17 protein-coding genes are annotated in these 20,578 nt (G+C 39.7%); all 17 read right to left on the reverse strand.

Features of this window, described 5'->3' with window-relative positions:
- Positions 1-116: 116 nt before the first annotated feature.
- The 17 genes from QUF49_RS19270 to QUF49_RS19350 all read right to left on the reverse strand — a co-directional run bounded on the left by QUF49_RS19270 (position 117) and on the right by QUF49_RS19350 (position 20,300).
- On the reverse strand, positions 117-1,292 hold the full coding sequence (locus tag QUF49_RS19270) for a sugar ABC transporter permease (protein WP_289497303.1): 1,176 nt from the start codon (positions 1,290-1,292) through the stop codon (positions 117-119).
- A gap of 11 nt (positions 1,293-1,303) precedes the next feature.
- Positions 1,304-2,824 (reverse strand): sugar ABC transporter ATP-binding protein, encoded by a 1,521-nt coding sequence (locus tag QUF49_RS19275; RefSeq protein WP_289497304.1) that lies wholly within the window; start codon positions 2,822-2,824, stop codon positions 1,304-1,306.
- Positions 2,825-2,915: 91 nt separating this feature from the next.
- The gene (locus tag QUF49_RS19280) at positions 2,916-4,016 is read right to left on the reverse strand and encodes a sugar ABC transporter substrate-binding protein (protein ID WP_289497305.1); all 1,101 of its coding nucleotides are present in this window, start codon (positions 4,014-4,016) and stop codon (positions 2,916-2,918) included.
- A 427-nt stretch (positions 4,017-4,443) separates the two neighbouring features.
- Positions 4,444-4,839, reverse strand: coding sequence for a VOC family protein (locus QUF49_RS19285; protein WP_289497306.1), 396 nt, complete (start codon positions 4,837-4,839; stop codon positions 4,444-4,446).
- Positions 4,840-4,979: 140 nt separating this feature from the next.
- Positions 4,980-6,218: a serine/threonine transporter SstT gene (gene sstT, locus QUF49_RS19290; RefSeq protein ID WP_289497307.1), complete on the reverse strand. Its 1,239-nt coding sequence runs from the start codon at positions 6,216-6,218 to the stop codon at positions 4,980-4,982.
- A gap of 275 nt (positions 6,219-6,493) precedes the next feature.
- Positions 6,494-8,158 carry a M4 family metallopeptidase gene (locus QUF49_RS19295; RefSeq protein ID WP_289497308.1) on the reverse strand — a complete coding sequence of 555 codons (1,665 nt, stop codon included), beginning with the start codon at positions 8,156-8,158 and terminating at the stop codon, positions 6,494-6,496.
- Positions 8,159-8,580: 422 nt separating this feature from the next.
- On the reverse strand, positions 8,581-9,249 hold the full coding sequence (locus tag QUF49_RS19300) for a Type 1 glutamine amidotransferase-like domain-containing protein (protein WP_289497309.1): 669 nt from the start codon (positions 9,247-9,249) through the stop codon (positions 8,581-8,583).
- 195 nt (positions 9,250-9,444) lie between these two features.
- The gene (locus QUF49_RS19305) at positions 9,445-10,401 is read right to left on the reverse strand and encodes a tRNA dihydrouridine synthase (RefSeq protein ID WP_289497310.1); all 957 of its coding nucleotides are present in this window, start codon (positions 10,399-10,401) and stop codon (positions 9,445-9,447) included.
- 249 nt (positions 10,402-10,650) lie between these two features.
- Entirely contained in the window at positions 10,651-11,559 is a 909-nt protein-coding gene (locus tag QUF49_RS19310; protein WP_289497311.1) for a hypothetical protein, read from the reverse strand.
- 72 nt (positions 11,560-11,631) lie between these two features.
- The gene (locus QUF49_RS19315) at positions 11,632-13,083 is read right to left on the reverse strand and encodes an MBOAT family O-acyltransferase (protein ID WP_289497312.1); all 1,452 of its coding nucleotides are present in this window, start codon (positions 13,081-13,083) and stop codon (positions 11,632-11,634) included.
- Between the two features lie 123 nt (positions 13,084-13,206).
- A complete protein-coding gene (locus QUF49_RS19320) occupies positions 13,207-14,601 on the reverse strand; it encodes an AMP-binding protein (protein ID WP_289497313.1) in 1,395 nt (464 codons plus the stop codon).
- Positions 14,594-14,842 carry an acyl carrier protein gene (locus tag QUF49_RS19325; RefSeq protein WP_289497314.1) on the reverse strand — a complete coding sequence of 83 codons (249 nt, stop codon included), beginning with the start codon at positions 14,840-14,842 and terminating at the stop codon, positions 14,594-14,596. The genes QUF49_RS19320 and QUF49_RS19325 overlap by 8 nt, the downstream gene beginning before the upstream one ends.
- 674 nt (positions 14,843-15,516) lie before the next feature.
- Positions 15,517-15,714 carry a hypothetical protein gene (locus QUF49_RS19330; protein WP_289497315.1) on the reverse strand — a complete coding sequence of 66 codons (198 nt, stop codon included), beginning with the start codon at positions 15,712-15,714 and terminating at the stop codon, positions 15,517-15,519.
- Positions 15,715-15,757: 43 nt separating this feature from the next.
- Positions 15,758-17,134, reverse strand: coding sequence for a 23S rRNA (uracil(1939)-C(5))-methyltransferase RlmD (rlmD, locus tag QUF49_RS19335; RefSeq protein WP_289497317.1), 1,377 nt, complete (start codon positions 17,132-17,134; stop codon positions 15,758-15,760).
- Between the two features lie 125 nt (positions 17,135-17,259).
- Positions 17,260-18,585: a S8 family serine peptidase gene (locus tag QUF49_RS19340; RefSeq protein ID WP_289497318.1), complete on the reverse strand. Its 1,326-nt coding sequence runs from the start codon at positions 18,583-18,585 to the stop codon at positions 17,260-17,262.
- A 106-nt stretch (positions 18,586-18,691) separates the two neighbouring features.
- Positions 18,692-19,321 (reverse strand): class I SAM-dependent methyltransferase, encoded by a 630-nt coding sequence (locus QUF49_RS19345; RefSeq protein ID WP_289497319.1) that lies wholly within the window; start codon positions 19,319-19,321, stop codon positions 18,692-18,694.
- A gap of 70 nt (positions 19,322-19,391) precedes the next feature.
- Positions 19,392-20,300 carry a diacylglycerol kinase gene (locus tag QUF49_RS19350; RefSeq protein WP_289497320.1) on the reverse strand — a complete coding sequence of 303 codons (909 nt, stop codon included), beginning with the start codon at positions 20,298-20,300 and terminating at the stop codon, positions 19,392-19,394.
- Positions 20,301-20,578: the final 278 nt, after the last annotated feature.

The following is a 20,578-nucleotide window of genomic DNA, read 5'->3' on the forward strand; positions in this document are numbered from 1 at the left end:
AATGCTCATTCATTTACCAATTATAGGTATATGATAGGTGTTTAAGCGTTAAAAAAGTGAAGACATCTTCTAGCATGATGTCTCCACTTTCTTCCCAAAATTTGTTGCGATTTTGGCTATCCTCTCTTTTTACGTGTCATCACATCAAAAAGTACGGCTGCGACCAACACGCCGCCTCTAATCATGTACTGCATAGAAACCCCAACTCCAAGAAGGTTCATACCGCTTGATAAAGAAGCCATAACAATGGCACCAATGATGGCACCTGTTACTTTCCCTACGCCACCTGCAGAAGATACACCACCAACATAAGCCGCTGCGATGGCATCAAGCTCAAAAAGAGTTCCTGCTGTTGTCGTAGCCGACTGAAGTCGTGATGTAAAGAGAATACCTGAGAGCGCAGCAAGCATACCCATAGAACCAAATACCATATAAGTGATTTTATTAACGTTAATTCCACTTAAGTGCGCAGCTTCCGGGTTGCTTCCGACCGCGTAAATGTGACGTCCCAACACCGTTTTCGTTGTTAAAAAATGATACACCACAACGACAAGCAGCATGATGACAACCGTCCAGGAGAACCCGTTATAACCCGCTAAAATCCAAGTAACATAAGCAATGATTGCTGAAACAAAGACTAGTTTGAAAGTAAAAATCCCTTTGGAAACAACATCAAACTGATATTTAATCTTGTTACGGCGCGTAGAGATCTCGCTGTAAATATAGAATAAGATTGATAGTAAACCTAGAATAAGAGATAAGAGATGCAGGCCATTTACAATCATAAGAGAAGGAATAAATCCGTTTCCGATTGCGTTAAACGCATCGTCTTTAATAATGATCGTCCCCGTTTTCTCTGTTACTTGCAATAGCGCACCGCGGAAAATAAGCATACCTGCAAGTGTAGCTACGAACGAAGGAATGGCGTATTTTGCAATCAGTAAACCATTAAACAGACCGATAAAGATTCCAAACACAAGGATTACTGGAATGGTCACATAAACAGGCAGCCCCATCTTTGTTAAAAGAATAGCGGCGATTGCACCTAGAAATCCAGCTGCAAACCCAACAGATAAATCAATATGACGGATAACGATGACAAGCGTCATTCCCACTGCTAGTACAGCAATGTAACCCGTGGAATCTAATAGATTACTAATATTACGAGAAGACATAAACAGCCCATCCGTCATGATGGAGAAAGTAAGCATAATTACAAACAAGGCAATATACATCCCATAATCACGGATATTCTCTTTCACTAACGATCTTGCTTCATTGATAAATTCCATGTGTTAACCCCCTATTGCGTAGCAAGCTGCATAATGTTTTCTTGATTGGCTTCTTCAATCGGCAGCTCACCTTTCATTCTTCCTTCCGCCATAACATAAACACGATCACTCATTCCCAGCACTTCACCCAGTTCAGAAGAAATCATGATAATACTCATACCCTCGCTGATTAATTTATTCATTATGGTATAGATCTCAAATTTGGCGCCTACATCGATACCTCGTGTCGGCTCATCCAAAATCAACAGCTTTGGCCCAACAAACAGCCACTTTCCTAGTGATACTTTCTGCTGATTTCCTCCACTCAAGTTACCAACCGTCTGCTCTAAAGAAGATGCCTTAATATACATCGATCGTTTGTATTCCGTTGCTCTTTTTACCTCTTCATTCTCGTTAATGATTCCCTTATCAGCGACTTCGTTGAGGTTTGCAGCTGTAATGTTGTTCTTAATATCCTGAATAAGAAACAGCCCGTCACCTTTTCGATCTTCTGTAACATAAGCAATACCAGACTTAATCGCATCACTCGTATGTTTGAACGTTTTTTCCACACCTGATACTTTTAGCTGACCTTCTAATTTGTAATTTTTCGGATTGCCAAACACACTCAGTGCAAGCTCTGTTCGTCCAGAGCCCATAAGCCCAGCGATCCCGACGATTTCTCCCTTTTTTACATGAAAGTCGATATCCTTTAAGACATGTCTGCCAAGCTCGGTACTATAAGCGGACCAATTGTTAAGCTCGAGTATCGTTTCACCGATCTTCTTATCTGGTCTCTTCGGATAAATATCATCAATATCGCGCCCGACCATGTTTTTGATAATCATGTTTTCTGAGATTTCTCCATTAGAAGCATCCAGTGTACAGATCGTTTTCCCATCACGCAGGACCGTCGCCTGATCCGCAATAGATATAACTTCTTTCAGCTTGTGAGAAATCATAATACTCGTAATGCCCTGTTTTTTCAGTTCACCTAGAAGTTTTAAGAGATTCTCGCTGTCATCCTCATTCAGCGCGGCAGTCGGTTCATCCAAAATAAGCAGCTTAACATCTTTGCTTAATGCTTTAGCAATTTCGACCAACTGCTGCTTTCCTACACTCAAGTCCTTCACGAGTGTTTCAGGATTAACATCGAGCCCCACCCGCTTCAGCATTTTCTTTGCCTCTGCGATCGTCTGGTTCCAGTCGACTAGGTTTCCACGCTTAACCTCGTTGCCTACAAAAATATTTTCATAAACCGTGAGATCGGGAAATAAAGCAAGCTCTTGATAGATGATGACGATGCCGGTCTGAACACTATCACTGATCTTATTGAACTGCTGAACACTTCCTTCAAACACGATGTCTCCTTCATACGTTCCATAAGGATATACACCGCTAAGCACCTTCATCAGCGTTGATTTCCCTGCTCCATTTTCTCCGATCAAGCAGTGTATCTCACCTTTTCTCACTTTAAAATTTACATTACTGAGCGCTTTCACTCCTGTAAACGATTTGGAGATCTCGTTCATCTCCAAAATATATCCGCTCATCATGATCCCTCCATTAGCCAAACCGTTGACTTAATTGTGAAAAATAGTGATAGACGCAGGATCTATCACTATTCTTCGTCCTTCTATTTTCTTATTCAAGCCCTGTAAAATCGTCAGCTTTGTAGTAATCAGAATCGATAAGTTCCTTCTTCACGTTCTCTTTGTTAACAACGATAACGTTTGTTTGCTTTGCTTTAACTTCTACATTTCCATTGTCATAAGAACCAGTTGTTTCAGGCTTCTTATCATCAAGGATATCAACAGCCATTCCCATTGCATCCTTTACAAGTGTACGAACATCCTTGAACACAGTCATAGATTGTTTACCATCAATCACGTATTGAATAGAAGCTTTCTCTGCATCCTGTCCAGTTACGAGGTAGCTAGAAACCGCGCTGTCAGATCCAAACACATCAGCGATTGAACGTGCTGTTCCATCGTTTGGAGCAAGGATGGCAACATCGCCCTTCATGTCTGCTTTAGCCGCAGTCAAGTGAGTTTGTGCTTTGTTTTTTGCTTCGTTTGCATCCCAGTTCGTTGTAACCTGACCGATGATCTTACTTAGCTCATCGCGAGAAAGTTCAGCTTTGTCTTTTAAAGCCTCAGCTTCACTAGAGTTAGCGATTTTGAATGTGCCATCAGCAATCTTAGGCTGAAGAACTTTCCAAGCGCCTTCGAAGAACAGAAATGCGTTGTTATCAGAAGCAGCCCCAGCATAAAGGTAAAGCGGTGTGTTAGAACCTTTTGCATTATCGATTAAGTACTGCCCTTGCGCTGCACCTACTGCAAGGCTGTCGAATGTTACATAATAATCAACTGCATCTGTATTTGTAATAAGGCGGTCATAAGAGATAACCGTAATGTCATCCTTCTTCGCAGCTTCTACTGCAGCTGCTGCAGCATCGCCATCTTGAGGACAGATAATAAGTACATCGATGCCTTTGTTGATCAACGTTTCAACGTTTTCTTTTTCCTTGGCAGAAGACCCTTGGCTGAACAGAATTTCAGTCGTATATTCTGTACCTTTAAGCGCATCTTTAAAGCGCTGTTCATCCTGAACCCATCTCGGCTCATCTTTTGTAGGCAATACGATACCAACGCTTACTTTGCTATTGCTGTCACTGCAGCCAGCTGCAACAAGCATAAGCATGATTACCGCTAGCATTAGAGATACTAATTTACTTTTCTTCATATTTCGTTCCCCCTCTTTTAAATACTTACAAGTTAATTATAGCTACGGAAAAAGAGGGTTTGAAAGCGCTATCATTAGCACTCTTTTAACATTATCTGTACTTTTTTAAACTAGGGGAGGCACTTTGGGTATTATTTCAGGAAATAAAGAAGATGATCTGTGGAAGTGCTCCTGAGAAGGACATTTTTATGTAAATGTGTGTTCGGGGAAAACGTGCAAAAATATATTCACGGTAAATGAATTATATTCACGTTAATTTCAATAATTTCACATTAATTTCGATAATTTCACGTTAATCCCAATAATTTCTCGTTAGCATGTTTTCAAGTGTCTGACAGCAATCACTCACTACTACCATGATTTAGCATGATCTCTGACAAACAAGAAAAAACAGCACCCGTATTTAAAGGTGCTGTCTGTTTTTCCATTATTTCGCATTCTCATCAGGCTGATGAATGCCGAAAATGTTGCCTTCTGTATCTATGTAGTATCCTTGCCACGCCATTCCTGGGAGCGCGTACTTCGGCATCGCAACTTTTCCGCCTTGCTCCAGAATTTTCGTTTCCGTTTCGTCGTAACTTGCAACACCCATCGTACAAGAAAATCCGTTTAAAGCTTGATTCGGTTCAGGCGGCGGGCCCTGCCTTTTCATCAAAGCTCCGTTAATTCCCATTTCTTTATCATCACCTGTCACTGCACCGTAGTAAGGCATTCCGGCATATTCACTCCAATCTTGAAACGACCAGCCGAACACCTCTCCATAAAACTTCATTGCCCGCTCCATATCATCCACATGGATTTCGAAATGAACTAATCTTCCCATGAGTAACCTCCTGATTTTTAAAAATAAATCCACTCATGTTATTCCATACAAATCGTCATAATTCCTTTAAAACAAGAAAATTACGCAAACAAAAAAGGCACCATAAACGCATAAACAACGTTTCAGGTGCCATCTATCTATTATGCTGCTTTTTGAATGTTAATCTCTTTTCCTTCTTTACGCCACTCTTTGTACTCGGCTGCTGCTGTAAACAGTACATCTGTTGATGAATTTAGTGCTGTTTCAAAAGAATCTTGTAAAACACCAATGATAAAACCAACACCAACTACTTGCATCGCAACATCACCCGGGATACCGAACAAACTACACGCAAGAGGAATCAATAACAGCGATCCGCCAGCAACCCCAGAAGCGCCACAAGCACATACAGCGGATAGGACACTTAGAAGAATAGCAGTTCCAAGATCAACCTGAATGTTTAGTGTATGAACCGCTGCCAGGGTTAAAACAGATATCGTAACCGCAGCACCTGCCATATTAATCGTCGCTCCTAATGGAATCGATACTGAGTAATTATCTTTGTCCAAACCAAGCTTCTCGCATAACTTCATGTTTACAGGAATATTAGAAGCTGAGCTGCGTGTGAAGAATGCTGTTATTCCGCTTTCTTTCAAACATTTGAAAACAAGAGGATAAGGATTTTTTCTTATTGCTGCAAAAACAATAAGTGGGTTCACAACCAACGCAACAAATACCATACAACCAATTAAAAGTCCTAGCAATTTACCATAACTCAATAAAGAATCTATTCCGTTTGCAGTAATGGATTCAAACACCAATCCTAAGATACCTAGTGGTGCAAACTTAATGACCCAAGTAACAATTTTAGAGATAGCATCAGAAACATTAGCGATCATTGTCTTTGTCGTTTCCTGAGCACTTCTTAAGGCAAGTCCTAATAGTACTGCCCATGCTAATATGCCAATATAATTTGCGTTAACTAAAGCGTTGAATGGATTATCAACAACGTTCAACAACAACGTTTTGAGTACTTCGACAACACCACCTGGAGGGGTTACACCTTCTGCGCCCTTACCAAGTGTCAGACCTACAGGGAAAATAAAACTTGCAAGAACAGCTGTTAATCCAGCTAGAAATGTTCCTAAAAGATAAAATAAAATAATTGCTTTCATGTTCGTCTGATGGCCCGCCTTATGCTGAGCGATAGCCGACATGACCAAAAATAATACAAGCACAGGTGCAATGGCTTTTAGAGCACCTACAAATAATGAGCCAAAAATAACAACAGGTTTTGCTGCTTGCGGAATCGTTACAGCTAGGATAATACCAACAATCAATCCTATAATGATCTGTTTAACAAGACTTATCTGATTCCACTTTTTCAGTATACGTTTCATAGATGTCATCACCAATCTAGTTAGAATTGTAAAGCTGTTTAATCTCAAAAACCTGCGATAAACTAAAGTCTTTTACAAGGGACAATAAATAAATGCACGCCTAATATATTCCACCTGAAAAAGACAACTGTCTTCCTAATAAATAGTATTATAGTGGGTATTTCGATAGATTACAATTTATTTATAAAAGTTGTAATTATTTGAATATTATTAAAACACCTCAAGAAGTTCTCTTGAGGTGCATATGTGATAAAAAATTCGGATTTTAAATATTTTTAGTAAATTCCCACCGCATCAAATCCTGCATTAACAGCAGTCTCTTCGGCACTTCCTTCACCATAAAGATCGTTAGCTGACTGAACGAGAGCCTGGCGAGCGTCGCTAAAATTAGAATTTGAAGTTAAATAAACAGATAAAGCACGATAATAGATCTTACCTAACTTTTCCCTTCCAAGCTCTTGGCCAATCAAGTATGCAGCGTGGTTTGTAATAGAAGAGTTAACATGAACACCGCCATTATCTACATTAAGCGGCATGTTATAATATTCATCCATATGAGCTGGATAAACTCCGCTTCCGTAAGCTGCTCTTTGCGGATTACTTACGACAACACTGTTTGGATCACTTAAGCTGCGCAGTCTTGTTACACCATCCGCTTTTGCAGCTGGCGCCATAATGTCCTCGCCCATTTCCCAATCACTGTCGTCAACAAGTGCACCAAAAACGTCAGCGAATGATTCGTTAAGTGCTCCAGATTGATTACGGTAAGCCAAATTCGCAGTATGGGAAATCACACCATGAGTCATTTCATGGGCCGCAACGTCAAGACCTGCTGATAATGGAATGAAAAACTCACCGTCGCCATCTCCATAGGCCATATAACGCCCATTCCAGAATGCATTATTGTAATCGACACCCATGTGTACATAAGAATTAATTGCCATTCCTTCTCCATCTAGAGAATTACGGCCATGTTCGTTTAGATAATACTCATAAACCTTCTCAGAATTATAATGAGCATCAACTGCAGCACGATCATAGTCGCTAATGAAGGACGCAGAATTCCCTGTATATAGTGCGTCATTGCTGGAATCCCAATCAGCTGTAGCATCATAAGTGAAGATTCCTTCAAGATTCTCATGTGAGTAGTCTGCTAAAGCAAACTTTGTTCCTGAATTCGGTTCCTTCACTCGGGTGATATGTAATTTTCTGTGCTCTCCATGTACACCTTTTCCAGAGCCTGTTTGTGTTTTATTTTCATCCACATGCATCAAGCCATTATACTTATCAATTACTTTCCCAGACTTAGCATCAACAAACACAAACCAGTTTCCTGGCTCATCACCCATGAAGTTAACATTCACTTTATACGCGGTATGATTTTTCTTTTCAAAAGGGTAGACAACAAGCTCAGAAGTTGGGTCATATGTCAGTTCTCTTGGAGCGTTAACAGACGATAATGCTGCTTGAAGTGCTGCTTCCCTGCTGATAGAAGCAGTTGTATCCACTGCCTCAATTGCAAGAGTCTGATTTGTTCTTCCGTTCACAGATACTACTTCATCGTTCTTATTAAAATGGGCAATGACTTCAGATCCTTCTACAGGAATTCCATTAATTTCCTGATTAAAGCGGACATGAGTCATACCCAGTTCATCTTTTTGTACACTTTTCACTTTTAAATTTTTGTCAGGATTGATGATCCCGATCTTATCTTGATTTTTCTTCAAATAATTTAAGGCATTAGAAGAACTGCTAGAAGAGAACTTTTCCGCAGAAAGCTCCTTCACAAAAAAAGGAACACTCGCTTTTTTATTCCACGCCTTAGAAGCTTGTACATTAACTTCACTAGAGTTAATAGGTTGTGCAAGGACGTTTACGGGAATTGAGCCTACCAACAGCGCTGACGACAAAAGTACAGGTGCTAAAAGCTTTTTCTTCACTATGTAATACCTCCTATTAATTGGATAGTTTTCATTATAGATGAGAAGAAAAAGTTTCGAATGAACAATAAGAATTATCTTAATTTTACGAAAATATAATTGTCGCCGATTATATTAGGGTTGTGTAGGTAGAATCTACCAAATAAAAAATGGAAAATCACTGCTTAGTAATTTATAATAGAAAACTTTCATTAGCCTTTAACCCATTAAAAAGAAGGAGTTAGCAGGTTTTTATCCAGCTTTCTCCTTCTTCTGATCTCGAATCTTTATTCTGATTTTAGTTTTAATAAGTGTGAATTATGAGCTACATTACTTTAGAACTAACTTTGCAACCATCACTAAATCCCAAAAAACTAGAAATTTTACGTGATTTTTTCTCGGCACATTCAAGGTTAATCTAAAATACTAGCGCTAAAGTTAAATCAAGGCGTAAACAGTTTCCAATGCCCTTCGGATACAACTTCGACCGCTCCATCGATCACTTTAATGGCAGTTTCATCATCAATGGCATACGCTGGCCCCTGCATCTCGGCTGCCCATCGCTCTGCGGCTGCCATGGTGTTCCCAGGCAGCATCTTGTTATTGAGGTGTGGAAACATTGCAAAATCGACAAACCCGAGTGTTTTATCCTCACCTCCTGATGGAGTCCAGCCAATGAAGAATTCTCCAATTTGAGGTGCCATCACCATGCTTCCTGCGCTCATTCCCACATATACTGAGCGAAGTGACGGCAAGAGCTCTGCAAGGCCGGACTGTTGCATCCAGTGGTACAAATAGAGAGCATCTCCTCCTGAAACCAACAGAACGTCCGTATCCTGTACCAGCGGCACCCAGCGATCTTTGTCAATGCTTGGCAGCGCTGTGAGCTCCAGTATACCTACGGACTTCCAGCCTAGATTAACCATAGGATTTTCTTCTTTACCGCTGATGAATTCCCAGGTTTTCACGCCAGGTCCCACCCAGGGGTGTCCGTACATTGCGGTAGGTATACACAGGGCGTTGCAGTCAGCAATCGGCTTGTCGAGCATATCAATCAACGCGTCATGTATGGTTTTGTTATTCACGCCTGCAGATGTGAGCAGTAATTTCATAACGTAACCCTCCTTGCTTTAACAATATTGCATATTCTATTCTGCAGGGGGTATCGTCTTCCCTCTATTCCTATACGTTTTAGTCACCTTTCATGGCCTCAGACTCTAGACTTGAAGAAAAAAATAAAAAACAGTATGTAACTCGTGAAGTTACATACTGTTTTACACTGTATTCTCTATATTCTTTAGTAGTTATCAATGATCTAAGTTATCAAGCAACGCTCTCACTTCATCTGTTGATTTCGTGTTCATCAACTGATTTCTCAATTCAGCAGCTCCAGGGAATCCTTTTACATAGATTTTGAAAAAGCGATGAAGCCCTGTGATGGAACGCGGGACTTCTTCCGCATATTGATCCTGAAGGTCAAGCTGAAGTCTTAAAAGATCTAGATATTCCTTGCTGCTATGCTCTCTTGGCTCTTTTTCAAAAGCAAAAGGATTTTTAAAGATTCCACGCCCGATCATTACGCCATCAATACCGTATTTTTCAGCAAGCTCCAGCCCGACTTGCCGATCTGGAATGTCTCCATTAATGGTTAACAGTGTATCCGGTGCAATTCGGTCACGTAACTTTTTGATTTTAGGAATAAGCTCCCAATGAGCATCTACAAGACTCATTTCCTCTCTTGTACGTAAATGGATAGAAAGGTTAGCAATATCCTGCTCTAAAATATGCGTAAGCCACGCTTCCCACTCATTGATCTCTTTAAAACCAAGTCGTGTTTTCACGCTAACAGGCAATCCGCCTGCTTTTGCCGCCTGAATCAGTTCTGCCGCTACTTCCGGACGCAGAATAAGCCCGCTCCCTTTTCCTCTTGAAGCAACGTTCGGTACAGGGCAACCCATATTTATATCAATGCCTTTAAATCCCATCTCTTTCATACCAATGCTCATTTGGCGGAAGTATTCTGGATTATCGCCCCAAATATGTGCCACCATCGGCTGTTCATCTTCGGTAAATGTCAAACGACCACGGACACTTTTCAACCCTTCAGGATGACAATAGCTATCGGAGTTTGTAAACTCTGTGAAAAACACATCTGGCCGGCCAGCTTTACTTACGACATGACGAAAAACAACATCTGTCACATCTTCCATTGGTGCAAGTACAAAAAATGGACGCGGTAAATCCCGCCAAAAATTATCTATCATTTCAAACTCAATTCCTCTCACTATAGTGCAATTTCAAAATCCCGGTTAAATAAATATTCTTTTACACTTATATCATGATTGTTAACTCAATATCAATCACTGTACATGTATAATTTATGGAAAATTGTTAAAGCACCAAAAAAGCCTCATCACATGGAATAAGGCTCTTAGGATAGTTTTGAATAAACAAATCATTGTTGACGCCAACCCACGACGAGTTAATGCATTACGCTAAAAGCTTCTCAGTGGTTATGATAAATAACCCATTCTCTTCAGTTCCTCGTACACGATCCAAGAATACTTTTTTCTTCCCTCTCTGTTTAAATGATCGGAATCTATAAAATATTCTTTTTTGTCTACGAACCTTGGATCACTCATATAATTTAATAATGGAACCTCTAAATTAAGAGCTTCTAAATGTTGAAAAACAAGTCTATTCATTACTTTTTCATCGAAATATTCAAGGTAAGACTGATGTACTGGCTCAATGGTCAATACTACTTTGTAGCCTTTCTTGCTGCAATAATCTACAATTTCTCTTAACTGCTTTACATTTGGTTCAATGTTATTGTTTTCTATTGCTTCCCGGTACTGTTCTTCTATTTTTTCATACTTTCTTCCCGAATAATCTTTACCATTATTTGACCAAGGTTGATGAGAATTCCATCTTAAGTCTTTTAATTTACCCGTGATTGCAGAGCTAAGACTCCCAGTATTTGTCCCAGGTAAGTACGAGTAAGTGTAATAATCAATCATATTATATGGTTCAATATCACTTCGATCCAAAACCCTATAATAGTTCCCAATGTTCTTAGCCTCAGAATTGGCGAAAGTCATTTGAGAGATGGAAACGAGAACGACACCACCAGGTTTAAGATGCTCACCATACTCTTTCAACAATTTAGAGTCGTATTGAATGGTCTGAGAAGGTAGTGCTAAGTCCAGATGGGACAAACCAGTAGGCTTAAAATAATAACCATACATCGAATGAGATGCACCTAGATTGATGATATCAACGGGATGTGGTTGTTTCTTAAATGCCAGTATTTCATGGTCAATATTGTAATCATATGAATCCTTAACAAATTGATTGATAGGCATAAAAAGCAGGATAACAACACCGATGATAATTGTTAACTTGATGAATAATCGTACCATAGCAAATCCTTTCAACACCGTGTTTCTTTTATCAAATCTTCACCTAAACTACACATGGAAGTTGTATTTGTATCAAAATCCACCATAAACAAATCCATCACCTGTAACACCTAATACAAGAACTGAAAAAATAAGAAAAATATAAAATGCCAACCTAGTAAATGTGGAGCGCTTTGATAGAAATTCCCATGTCGAACCATTATTTCTTTCTATATATTGAAACAGTTGTAGAATAATAAAGAAAAAAATGAAAAGTAGCAGATCAAATAACGGAAAAATCTCAAAAGCTTTAATCATACCCACCGGGCTCCAAGAGCTGATGCTTAAGAAAAGTTTTGCATGATCAAATGCTTGAGCTACGGTATCCGATCGAAAAAAAACTCTGGAAAAGCAAACGAGCAGGAAGGTTATTGTAATTTTCAACCACCTATGGAGCACTGGGCTTCTATCCAATCGAATAAACGAAGCCATACTTTCACGATAAGATTTTGTTGCATCTCCAAACACACGATAAAACCCATGAATGAGACCCCATAATACAAAAGTCCAAGCGGCTCCGTGCCATATGCCGCTTACTAAAAACGTAATCACAATGGCAAAATAAATTTCACTTCTCTTCTTTTTCCTCTTACATAACGGGAAAAAAATATAATCCCTAAGCCATGTGGAGAGCGTTATATGCCATCTGCTCCAAAAATCTGAAATCGAAACGGCAAAGTGCGGCTGCTTAAAGTTTTCAGTTAAATTGATTCCCAGCATTCTTGCACTACCGATGGCAATGTCACTGCAGGCTGAAAAATCAGCGTATAACTGTATCGAGAATAATATAGTAGCTAGTACGATTTCTGAACCAGACGGGTTAGGACTATCGTAAACACTTGAAACAATTGGAGCTAGTCGATCTGCAATTAATGTCTTTTTAAAGAAACCCCATGCAATTCTTTTCATTCCATAGACTAAATTTTCATAGTTTAAACGCTGTTCGACTTTCAATTGTGGAATTAATTTTTTGGCACGTTCAATCGGCCCTGCAACCAGTTGTGGAAAAAATGCAAAATAGACCGAAAAATACCCGTAATGTCTTTCAGCTTTTTGCTTTCCATAGAAAATATCCACAAGATAACTTACAGCCTGAAATGTATAAAATGAAATGGCTAATGGCAGAACAATCTCTTGGTAGGGTATCGAATAATTCCAACCCATGAAAGTTGCCATCGACCGAAGCGATTCATTCACAAAATTTAAATATTTAAACCAACCAAGAAAAAACAACAATACAGAAATACCAACGACCATGGCTTTTTTCTTCTGTTTTTTTGTCTCCTGTTTTTCAATGAAGATTCCAGTAAAATAAGTAAAAGCTGTGCTAATTAAGAGTAAAAGTATAAATTGAATACTTAAACTAGCGTAAAAAACATAACTTGCAACCAATAAAAGAACCCATCTCAATCGATGGGGGATTAAATAATTCAACAAAACGGTTATTGCGAGAAATAGAAGAAACTCAATTGATATAAAAGTCATCCAATCACCTGATAATAAATCAACATATAATTTTTCTGTTAAATCGAACTAGAAATCATGCACAAGTGGCATTGCAACGCGTTGAACAGATGTTGGTCGGTCTTAGAGATTACCGACTATAAATTAGCCAAGTTTAGGAAGGTTTGAATAGAGAATTTTTCCGAAATGATTACGTGGAATTTCCTCAATTCTCATAATCTTAAAACCCTTTAAGCTTAATTTTTCTTTGACTATTTTTTTTATCTGAACATAATCTTCTCTTAATGTGTAGATATACATTTGGTCATCCGTTCCAGCACAGATACAATTGTGGCCATGCTCATGTAAAAACGCTTCTACATCATCAAGGCTGATACGGTTTCCATACACTTTAATCATTCTTTTGATGCGTCCCGATATAAAGAAATACCCATCCTCATCAAAGTAAGCCATATCCCCTGTATGCAAAACACCGTTATTCTCATCTTTTTTCGAAAGATCGAATAATGACTCAGCATACCCTAAGGAAACATTCGGCCCTCTGTATATCAATTCGCCTATCAAATGAGGTGCTGTAATTTTGTTTCCCTTGTCATCTTGAAGCATCAGCTCTCCACCTGGAATAGCGATACCAATACTTCCGGCTTTTTCATAATTCTTTTCAAATGGTAAATAGGTCATCCGCGCTGTCGCCTCAGTTTGACCGTACATTGTAATAAACTGGATCCCCTTCTGATTGCACACATTAGCAAATTTGCGGGATAGAGTTTCGCTCAATTTCCCACCAGCCTGAGTTAGTTTTTTTAAACTTGGAAGATTAAGTTCTTCAAATTTCAGCCTGTCAAGCATCTCATACACAAAAGGAACTCCACCAAAAGTTGTGACTTGCTGTTCCTTACATAAATTCCAAAACTCCTTACTCATGATAGATGCCCCCGTTACAACGACGGTGGCTCCACATATGAAATGACTGTTAATAATAGAAAGCCCGTAGGAGTAATTCATTGGTAGTGTAGTGATCGGTTTATCGCTTTCATTGATATCAAGGTACTTTGCTATTGATTCAGCGTTTTCAAAAATATTTTCATAGCTTAAACGAACAAATTTGGGGCTCCCCGTACTTCCAGAGGTCGTTAAGAGGAGGGCAAGATGTTCATAAAGATCATGTTGGAAATAGGCTGGACATTTAAATAATGTGTAATCTCCATATACAAATGAAGAATCCATAGTCTTTAAAAGGTCTTGATTCTCACTACTCGCCCAGATGTATGCAGGCTTATAAAGGTGAATCAGTCTGCGTAACCGATCCATATGAATGGATGCATCCAAAAGCACGGGCACAACGCCACCTCTAATAAAGCCCACGTAGCCAAATAAAGACTCTTTATTATTTGAACACAAACAAAAAACGAGCGTTCTTTCACCCACATCACCGCAGATTGCATCAGATATTTCTACCATTTCAGAGTAAGAATATTCTCGGTCAGCATATACAGCGGTGCGGTTTCCAAACTGCTCCATTTTTTTGAAGCTATTCATTAATAAAGTCCACTCCCAAACGTTCCAATAGCTCAATTCCCGACTGGTAAGAATTGAATTCAGTCATCCATTCTGAGTCTAATGAGACATCAAATACATCCTCAATCTCACAAATTAGCCCCATATGGGCAATTGAATCCCATTCTGCTGATTCTGCTAATTCTAAATTCTCAACTACTTCATCTTCCTCTAGTTCCAACACATTAATAAAAGCATTTCTATATTTTTCGATGTTTCTCATCATTTACACCCTTTCCATAATGACTGACTCTGCATTTTGGGAAGAAACAATTTCTATATATCTAACAATCTTCCAGTCTCTTCGGAGATTATGGTTTTACTGTCAAAAATACTAACTTTAGCTTGTCTTCTTAAGTAGTCATAGAGTCTGGCTTGCAGAAGTTAAAATGGGCAACTTTCAACCAGTACATCAAATTTACATCGAGACACGATTATTATTACATTTTAAAAAATTCTAAAAAACTCTTATTGATAATAATTATCATTCCCAAGCATGATTCTAGCATATCGCCTTTTGAAAAACAATAACTGGCCAACTGTTAAAATTCGGTATCCTCCCTTCTAAGTTACTTTTCTCGTCACCACTTACATTCTCAGTAAATTGAACAACCCCTCAGAAAAAATCTCACATCATTTGATGAATCGAAGGAAGAAGAACTCCAACAAAAGAAATAGAAGTAGGTTCCTCCCTTATCGGTGACCTACTTCTTCTTAAACTATTGTGTTACTATCACAACACAACTTGCGCCACAATGGCAGATTTCATTCAAACCTAACTGGAGACACACTTACTTCGTGAGTATCCACAGGCCACCACTAAGGATACATATAATAAACTTAAAATAAAAAAATGAAGTGAGCCCCCTCATGAAGGCTCACTCACTTTTATTATCACTACTCAGATTCAATAAATCTTGTCACTTGATGCCCACACTGCTGACACTTTCCATTTAAGACAATTCCATGTTTATCATCTTCAATTGTAAAACCAACGATAGTAACTTCATCCATACAATTTGCACAGAATACATTTTTTATAAGCTGGCTTCTAATATCTTTGGGAATAGAGAGCCATTTTTTATTTGCATCCATATAACAAACCTCCGCATTCGGATTTTCAATATGAAAAAGCGGGTTATTCTAACTCGAGCAGCGCAACTGCTTCCACATGTGTCGTCTGCGGAAACATATCAACCGGCTGAACTTTCTGCGTTTTGAATCCGCCATCTTCTAAAATGCGCAGATCACGTGCCAGTGTTGCAGGGTTGCAGCTCACATACACAACACGCTTTGGCTTCATTTCAATGATGGTTTTTAATAGCTCCTCATCACAGCCTTTTCGCGGTGGATCGACGACGATTACATCTGGCGTGATACCTTGTTTCTTCCACTCAGGAATTACGTCTTCTGATTTTCCAACGGCAAACTCAGCGTTTGTAATGTTGTTCAGCTCGGCATTGCGTCGCGCATCTTCTATCGCTTCCGGAACGATTTCAACACCATACACTTTCTTTGCTTGCTGAGCGAGGAAAAGTGAGATCGTTCCAATTCCGCAATACGCATCAATGACTGTTTCGTCTCCATTCAGCTCAGCGTATTGTAACGCTTGATCGTAAAGCACTTTCGTTTGATCAGGATTAATCTGATAAAACGAGCGCGCTGATATGGCGAACTTGATGTCACCAATAAAGTCATAGATGTACTCCGCCCCCCAGAGTACTCTTGTTTCTTCACCAAAAATCACGTTCGTGCGTTTTGAGTTGACGTTCTGCACGATTGATTTTATCTCTGGCAGTGCTTCACGAATATCTTCAATAATCTTTTTACGCTGTGGCATATCTTTTCCGTTTGTTACAAGTACAATCATCAAATCGCCTGTCGTTTTACCGTATCGAGCGATAATATGACGCAAGATGCCTTTATGTTTTTCTTCGTCATACGCAGTTATACTGTACTTGTTTACGATTTCTTTTACAGCTTGAACGGCATCATCGTTCGTATCACCTGTAATGATGCAGCTATCCATCTCTACAATCTCATGGCTTCGCTTTTGGTAAAACCCTGTAATGATTCGTCCGTTACGTTCACCAACAGGTACTTGCGCTTTGTTGCGATAGCGCCAAGGTTCGTCGCCCATGCCAAGTGTTGGCAGCACGGGTACTCCCTCCAGTTTTCCGATTCTTGTGAGCACATCTTCTACTTGCTTGCGTTTGTATTCTAACTGGCCATCGTATGATAAGTGCTGCAGCTGACAGCCTCCACACCATTTATAGATTGGGCAAGGCGGTTCAACACGTTCGGTGCTTTCTTCAATCAATTCTTCTAAACGTCCAAAACCAAATCCTTTTTTCACCCCAACAACCTTAATCTTCGCTCGCTCTCCAGGTAGTGTATTTGGCACAAACAAAGTAAACCCATTTACACGAGCTACTCCCGCTCCCTCATGGGTTAAATCTACAATATCTACTTCATAACTCTCATTTTTATGAACAGGCAAATCAGCCTTTGTCATTGTCATCGTCCCTTTTTGTCACTTATGCTTTACTGATTGTAGCATAACTGTTAGTGGACACCAAATGGCAATATGTAAAAAGAACAGACCTAGGTAGTAGGCCTGTTCTTGTTCTTAGTATCTATTTAGTTACCTGCTGCCTTTACCGCTTCATACGCGTTCACGTATCCTGCTCCAACTTCATGAAGCTTATATCCTGCCATCGGATCAGCTGTTGATTCTAATATTTGTAGAACTTGATCCGGTGTTAAGTTCGAGTTCGCTTCAAGCATTAGTGCTGCAACACCCGAAATGTGAGGGGTAGCCATGCTTGTACCGCTTGCAGTTGTGTAATTTGCAAGGTGTTCCGGCGCAATATATTCTGCATCTGTTACTGAACCAAGTGCGTTCATAACCACGCCAGTTTTTGATTTTGTTGAAACGATGTCCACTCCTGGTGCTGTAATATCCGGGTGAAGCAAATTATCACCTTCTACCCCGCGGGATGAAAAGTCTGCTAGCTGCTTATCTTTCGTACCTGCAGCAACTGATATAACCCAAGGTGCTGCTGAGTATGGATTTAATGTGTTATCGTCCGGTCCTTCATTACCTGCCGCAAACGTTACGACCATTCCAGCGTCATGCGCCGCTTTACTTGCAACATTGATCGGATCGTTCTCTGAGTAGTCGCCTGTTGTTCCCCAGCTGTTTGATATAACATTAATTCCGTATTTCTCATGATTTTCTAGCACATAGTTGAATGCTTCAAGTGCCCAGAAGATATTGATTCCTTCTCCTGTACTAAGGCCAACGAGCTTTGCATCTGGTGCAATACCTTTGTATAAACCTTCACTCGCTGTTCCGAGTCCTGCAATGGTACCAGCAACATGTGTACCATGGCCTGACGAAGTATCTGTATTTTGAACATTTTCAAGATACAATGGCTCATTTGAGAACAAATCTCCTGCTAGAAACTTTACATTTTGAATAACTTTTTCTTCACCAAAAGGGAGATCAGCCTGAGTTGCATCAATACCGCTGTCAATGACAGCAACTGTTGTTCCTTTACCTGTGTATCCTAACTCTTCCCATACACGTTCTGCCCCAATTAACTTTCGGCTGTCTTTCATTAAGAAGTTTAAATCTTTGTTGTAGTAGACCGATTTCGCATTTAAGCTGCTTGATAAAAGAGAAGTTAACTCCAGCTTCGTCCCTTTAACAGCAACCATCGGCAGTTTGCTGAACGTTTTTGTTTCAAGCCCAAGATTTTTTAACGCTAATACATCACTCGAACTTGGAAGCGTATCGTACGAAACAACCGCTTCGACGAGCGCATTAGATGTAAGATCGCCAAGTACCTTAGTAAGCTCTTGATCTACCTCTAAGCCAGCAGCGGCTTTAGCATTTTGCTGCGGTAAAAAAAATGCAGCGGCAAGCATCACCGTTAAACACATTGATAGAAATTTTTTCATGACCCAAACCCCTCCGCTTCCTAAATTATGAATTGTTTTAATTTTCTAACATAATAAAGGATAAGACAATCCTGCAAAGGGATAAATCCAAGGTACTGTTAAAGGACTATTCTGATATATCGTTAGTTGTATACTTTTCACGTGCCACTATGATTGTATACAGCCCATATACCGTTTGATACTGTTTATGTATTTCAATAGGCAGGCCATTTTTTATTGCATTAAAATCGCGATTAATGTCGGTACCGATCGCTGATGTAACTATGTTTAATCCCCTTCTTAGCAAGTTTGGCTTTTTATTGGATTCTACGAATTTATCAAATATTAAAAGTGTTCCTCCATGCTCTAAATACTTCAAGCTTTTCTCTAGTACTTTTTCAGGATGCTCAACAACACTTAAGATTAAGTTTAAGACGATAACATTAAACTTTTGGGTAGAGAAATCCATCGTTTCTGCATTCATTTGCAGAAGATTTATGTCCAGTTGCCCCTTTTTCGTTTCGGCTATTCTTAACATATCAGGAGAAAGATCGATACCGGTTATTGAAGCATGGTGTGGAAGGAAAGCAAAATCCTCTCCTGTACCAACCCCTACTAAAAGAAGCGAGTCTCCTCTATTTATACGAATTTCTGAAAAAGCTTGCTGACGTGCTTTTCGAAATAAGCGGTTACCCATTAACATGTCATAAAGTGGTGCAAGCACCTTATATTTCGTAACGTTTGTACTGTTCTTCACCTGTATTCCCCCCATAAAAAAAGAACACCTTCAGCTTTTCATTGCCTTAGGTGTTCGATCTCGTTTGCATTTATTCTGGTTTGATTCGATCTTTAGGAACTAATAATTCAAAGTGATGGTGCAAGTTTTCAAACTCACCAGGCAAGATGCCGCCTAATTCTCCATCTAAGTTGATCTGCATCTTTTCGCGAGGCGTTACTTTAACACGCTTCGCTTTTTTATAAATCACGTGGTCATCGTGAATGTGCTCGCCTCTTATCGCAAGGGATGCAATTCGGACAAACTCGGCCAAGTTTGTTTTCTTTAAAATGATAACATCAAAAAGACCGTCATGGAATTCAGATGATGGTGCAAGCTTTTCAAAGCCCCCAACAGAATTTGTGTTTGCTACTAAGAAAAGCATGATCTCACCTTCATATTTCTCTTTATCATCAAACTCAATCTCTACATATGTAGGACGAATTGATGGAAGCATCTCAATCCCTTTTAAGAAATAAGCCAGTTGACCAATCATCGTTTTAAGCTTGCTAGGAACTTCATAGGTAAGCTCTGTAATACGTCCGCCACCCGCGATGTTAATGAAGAACTTCTCATTTACTTTACCGATATCTACCGGCATATGGACTCCTCCGCAAAGAACGTCACATGCGCCTTCAATGGTACGTGGAACGCCTACTGCACGCGCGAAGTCATTTGTTGTACCTGCTGGAATAATTCCAAGCATCGGACGTTGTTCAAGACCTGCAAGTCCGTTTACCACTTCATAGATTGTGCCGTCTCCACCAGCTGCAATAACGAGGTCAAAACCTCTTTCCCCTGCTGAGCGCGCCGCACGTGTAGCGCATCCATCTTCTGGTGTTGTTGCATGACAAGATGTTTCATAGCCTGCATTTTCTAGTCTGTCGAGTATATATGGAAGCTGTTTCTTAACTGTTTCTCTTCCGGAACTTGGATTATATATCAGTCTTGCTCGTTTCATATCTTTCACCTTCATTATGTGACTTCTCTATAACGTTTTAACCTAAATCTATCTCCTGTATAACCACAAAAAACAGCCCGTACTTGGACTGCTTCTGCCGATTCCTCTTATATTATAGTAATACGTGTCTGAAATTGCAAAGAAGGAATATGCCAGTATGTGTTAAAATTGTGTCTAAATTGTAGGGGGTCTGTCCCGGGTCTGTCCCCGGGACAGACCCGGGACAGACCCCTTAAAGGAATTTCTCATCTCAATAGGGAACTTTCTATCTAGAGGAG

This window comes from Fictibacillus sp. b24 (assembly GCF_030348825.1).
Lineage (GTDB): Bacteria > Bacillota > Bacilli > Bacillales > Fictibacillaceae > Fictibacillus.

Coding starts and splice junctions, on each gene's coding strand:
- QUF49_RS19315 (WP_289497312.1), bottom strand. CDS start 13,083: ATGACTTTTATATCAATTGAGTTTCTTCTATTTCTCGCAATAACCGTT.
- QUF49_RS19330 (WP_289497315.1), bottom strand. CDS start 15,714: ATGGATGCAAATAAAAAATGGCTCTCTATTCCCAAAGATATTAGAAGC.
- QUF49_RS19320 (WP_289497313.1), bottom strand. CDS start 14,601: ATGAATAGCTTCAAAAAAATGGAGCAGTTTGGAAACCGCACCGCTGTA.
- QUF49_RS19280 (WP_289497305.1), bottom strand. CDS start 4,016: ATGAAGAAAAGTAAATTAGTATCTCTAATGCTAGCGGTAATCATGCTT.
- QUF49_RS19310 (WP_289497311.1), bottom strand. CDS start 11,559: ATGGTACGATTATTCATCAAGTTAACAATTATCATCGGTGTTGTTATC.
- QUF49_RS19275 (WP_289497304.1), bottom strand. CDS start 2,824: ATGAGCGGATATATTTTGGAGATGAACGAGATCTCCAAATCGTTTACA.
- QUF49_RS19285 (WP_289497306.1), bottom strand. CDS start 4,839: ATGGGAAGATTAGTTCATTTCGAAATCCATGTGGATGATATGGAGCGG.
- QUF49_RS19270 (WP_289497303.1), bottom strand. CDS start 1,292: ATGGAATTTATCAATGAAGCAAGATCGTTAGTGAAAGAGAATATCCGT.
- QUF49_RS19325 (WP_289497314.1), bottom strand. CDS start 14,842: ATGAGAAACATCGAAAAATATAGAAATGCTTTTATTAATGTGTTGGAA.
- rlmD (WP_289497317.1), bottom strand. CDS start 17,134: ATGACAAAGGCTGATTTGCCTGTTCATAAAAATGAGAGTTATGAAGTA.
- QUF49_RS19305 (WP_289497310.1), bottom strand. CDS start 10,401: ATGATAGATAATTTTTGGCGGGATTTACCGCGTCCATTTTTTGTACTT.
- QUF49_RS19340 (WP_289497318.1), bottom strand. CDS start 18,585: ATGAAAAAATTTCTATCAATGTGTTTAACGGTGATGCTTGCCGCTGCA.
- sstT (WP_289497307.1), bottom strand. CDS start 6,218: ATGAAACGTATACTGAAAAAGTGGAATCAGATAAGTCTTGTTAAACAG.
- QUF49_RS19350 (WP_289497320.1), bottom strand. CDS start 20,300: ATGAAACGAGCAAGACTGATATATAATCCAAGTTCCGGAAGAGAAACA.
- QUF49_RS19300 (WP_289497309.1), bottom strand. CDS start 9,249: ATGAAATTACTGCTCACATCTGCAGGCGTGAATAACAAAACCATACAT.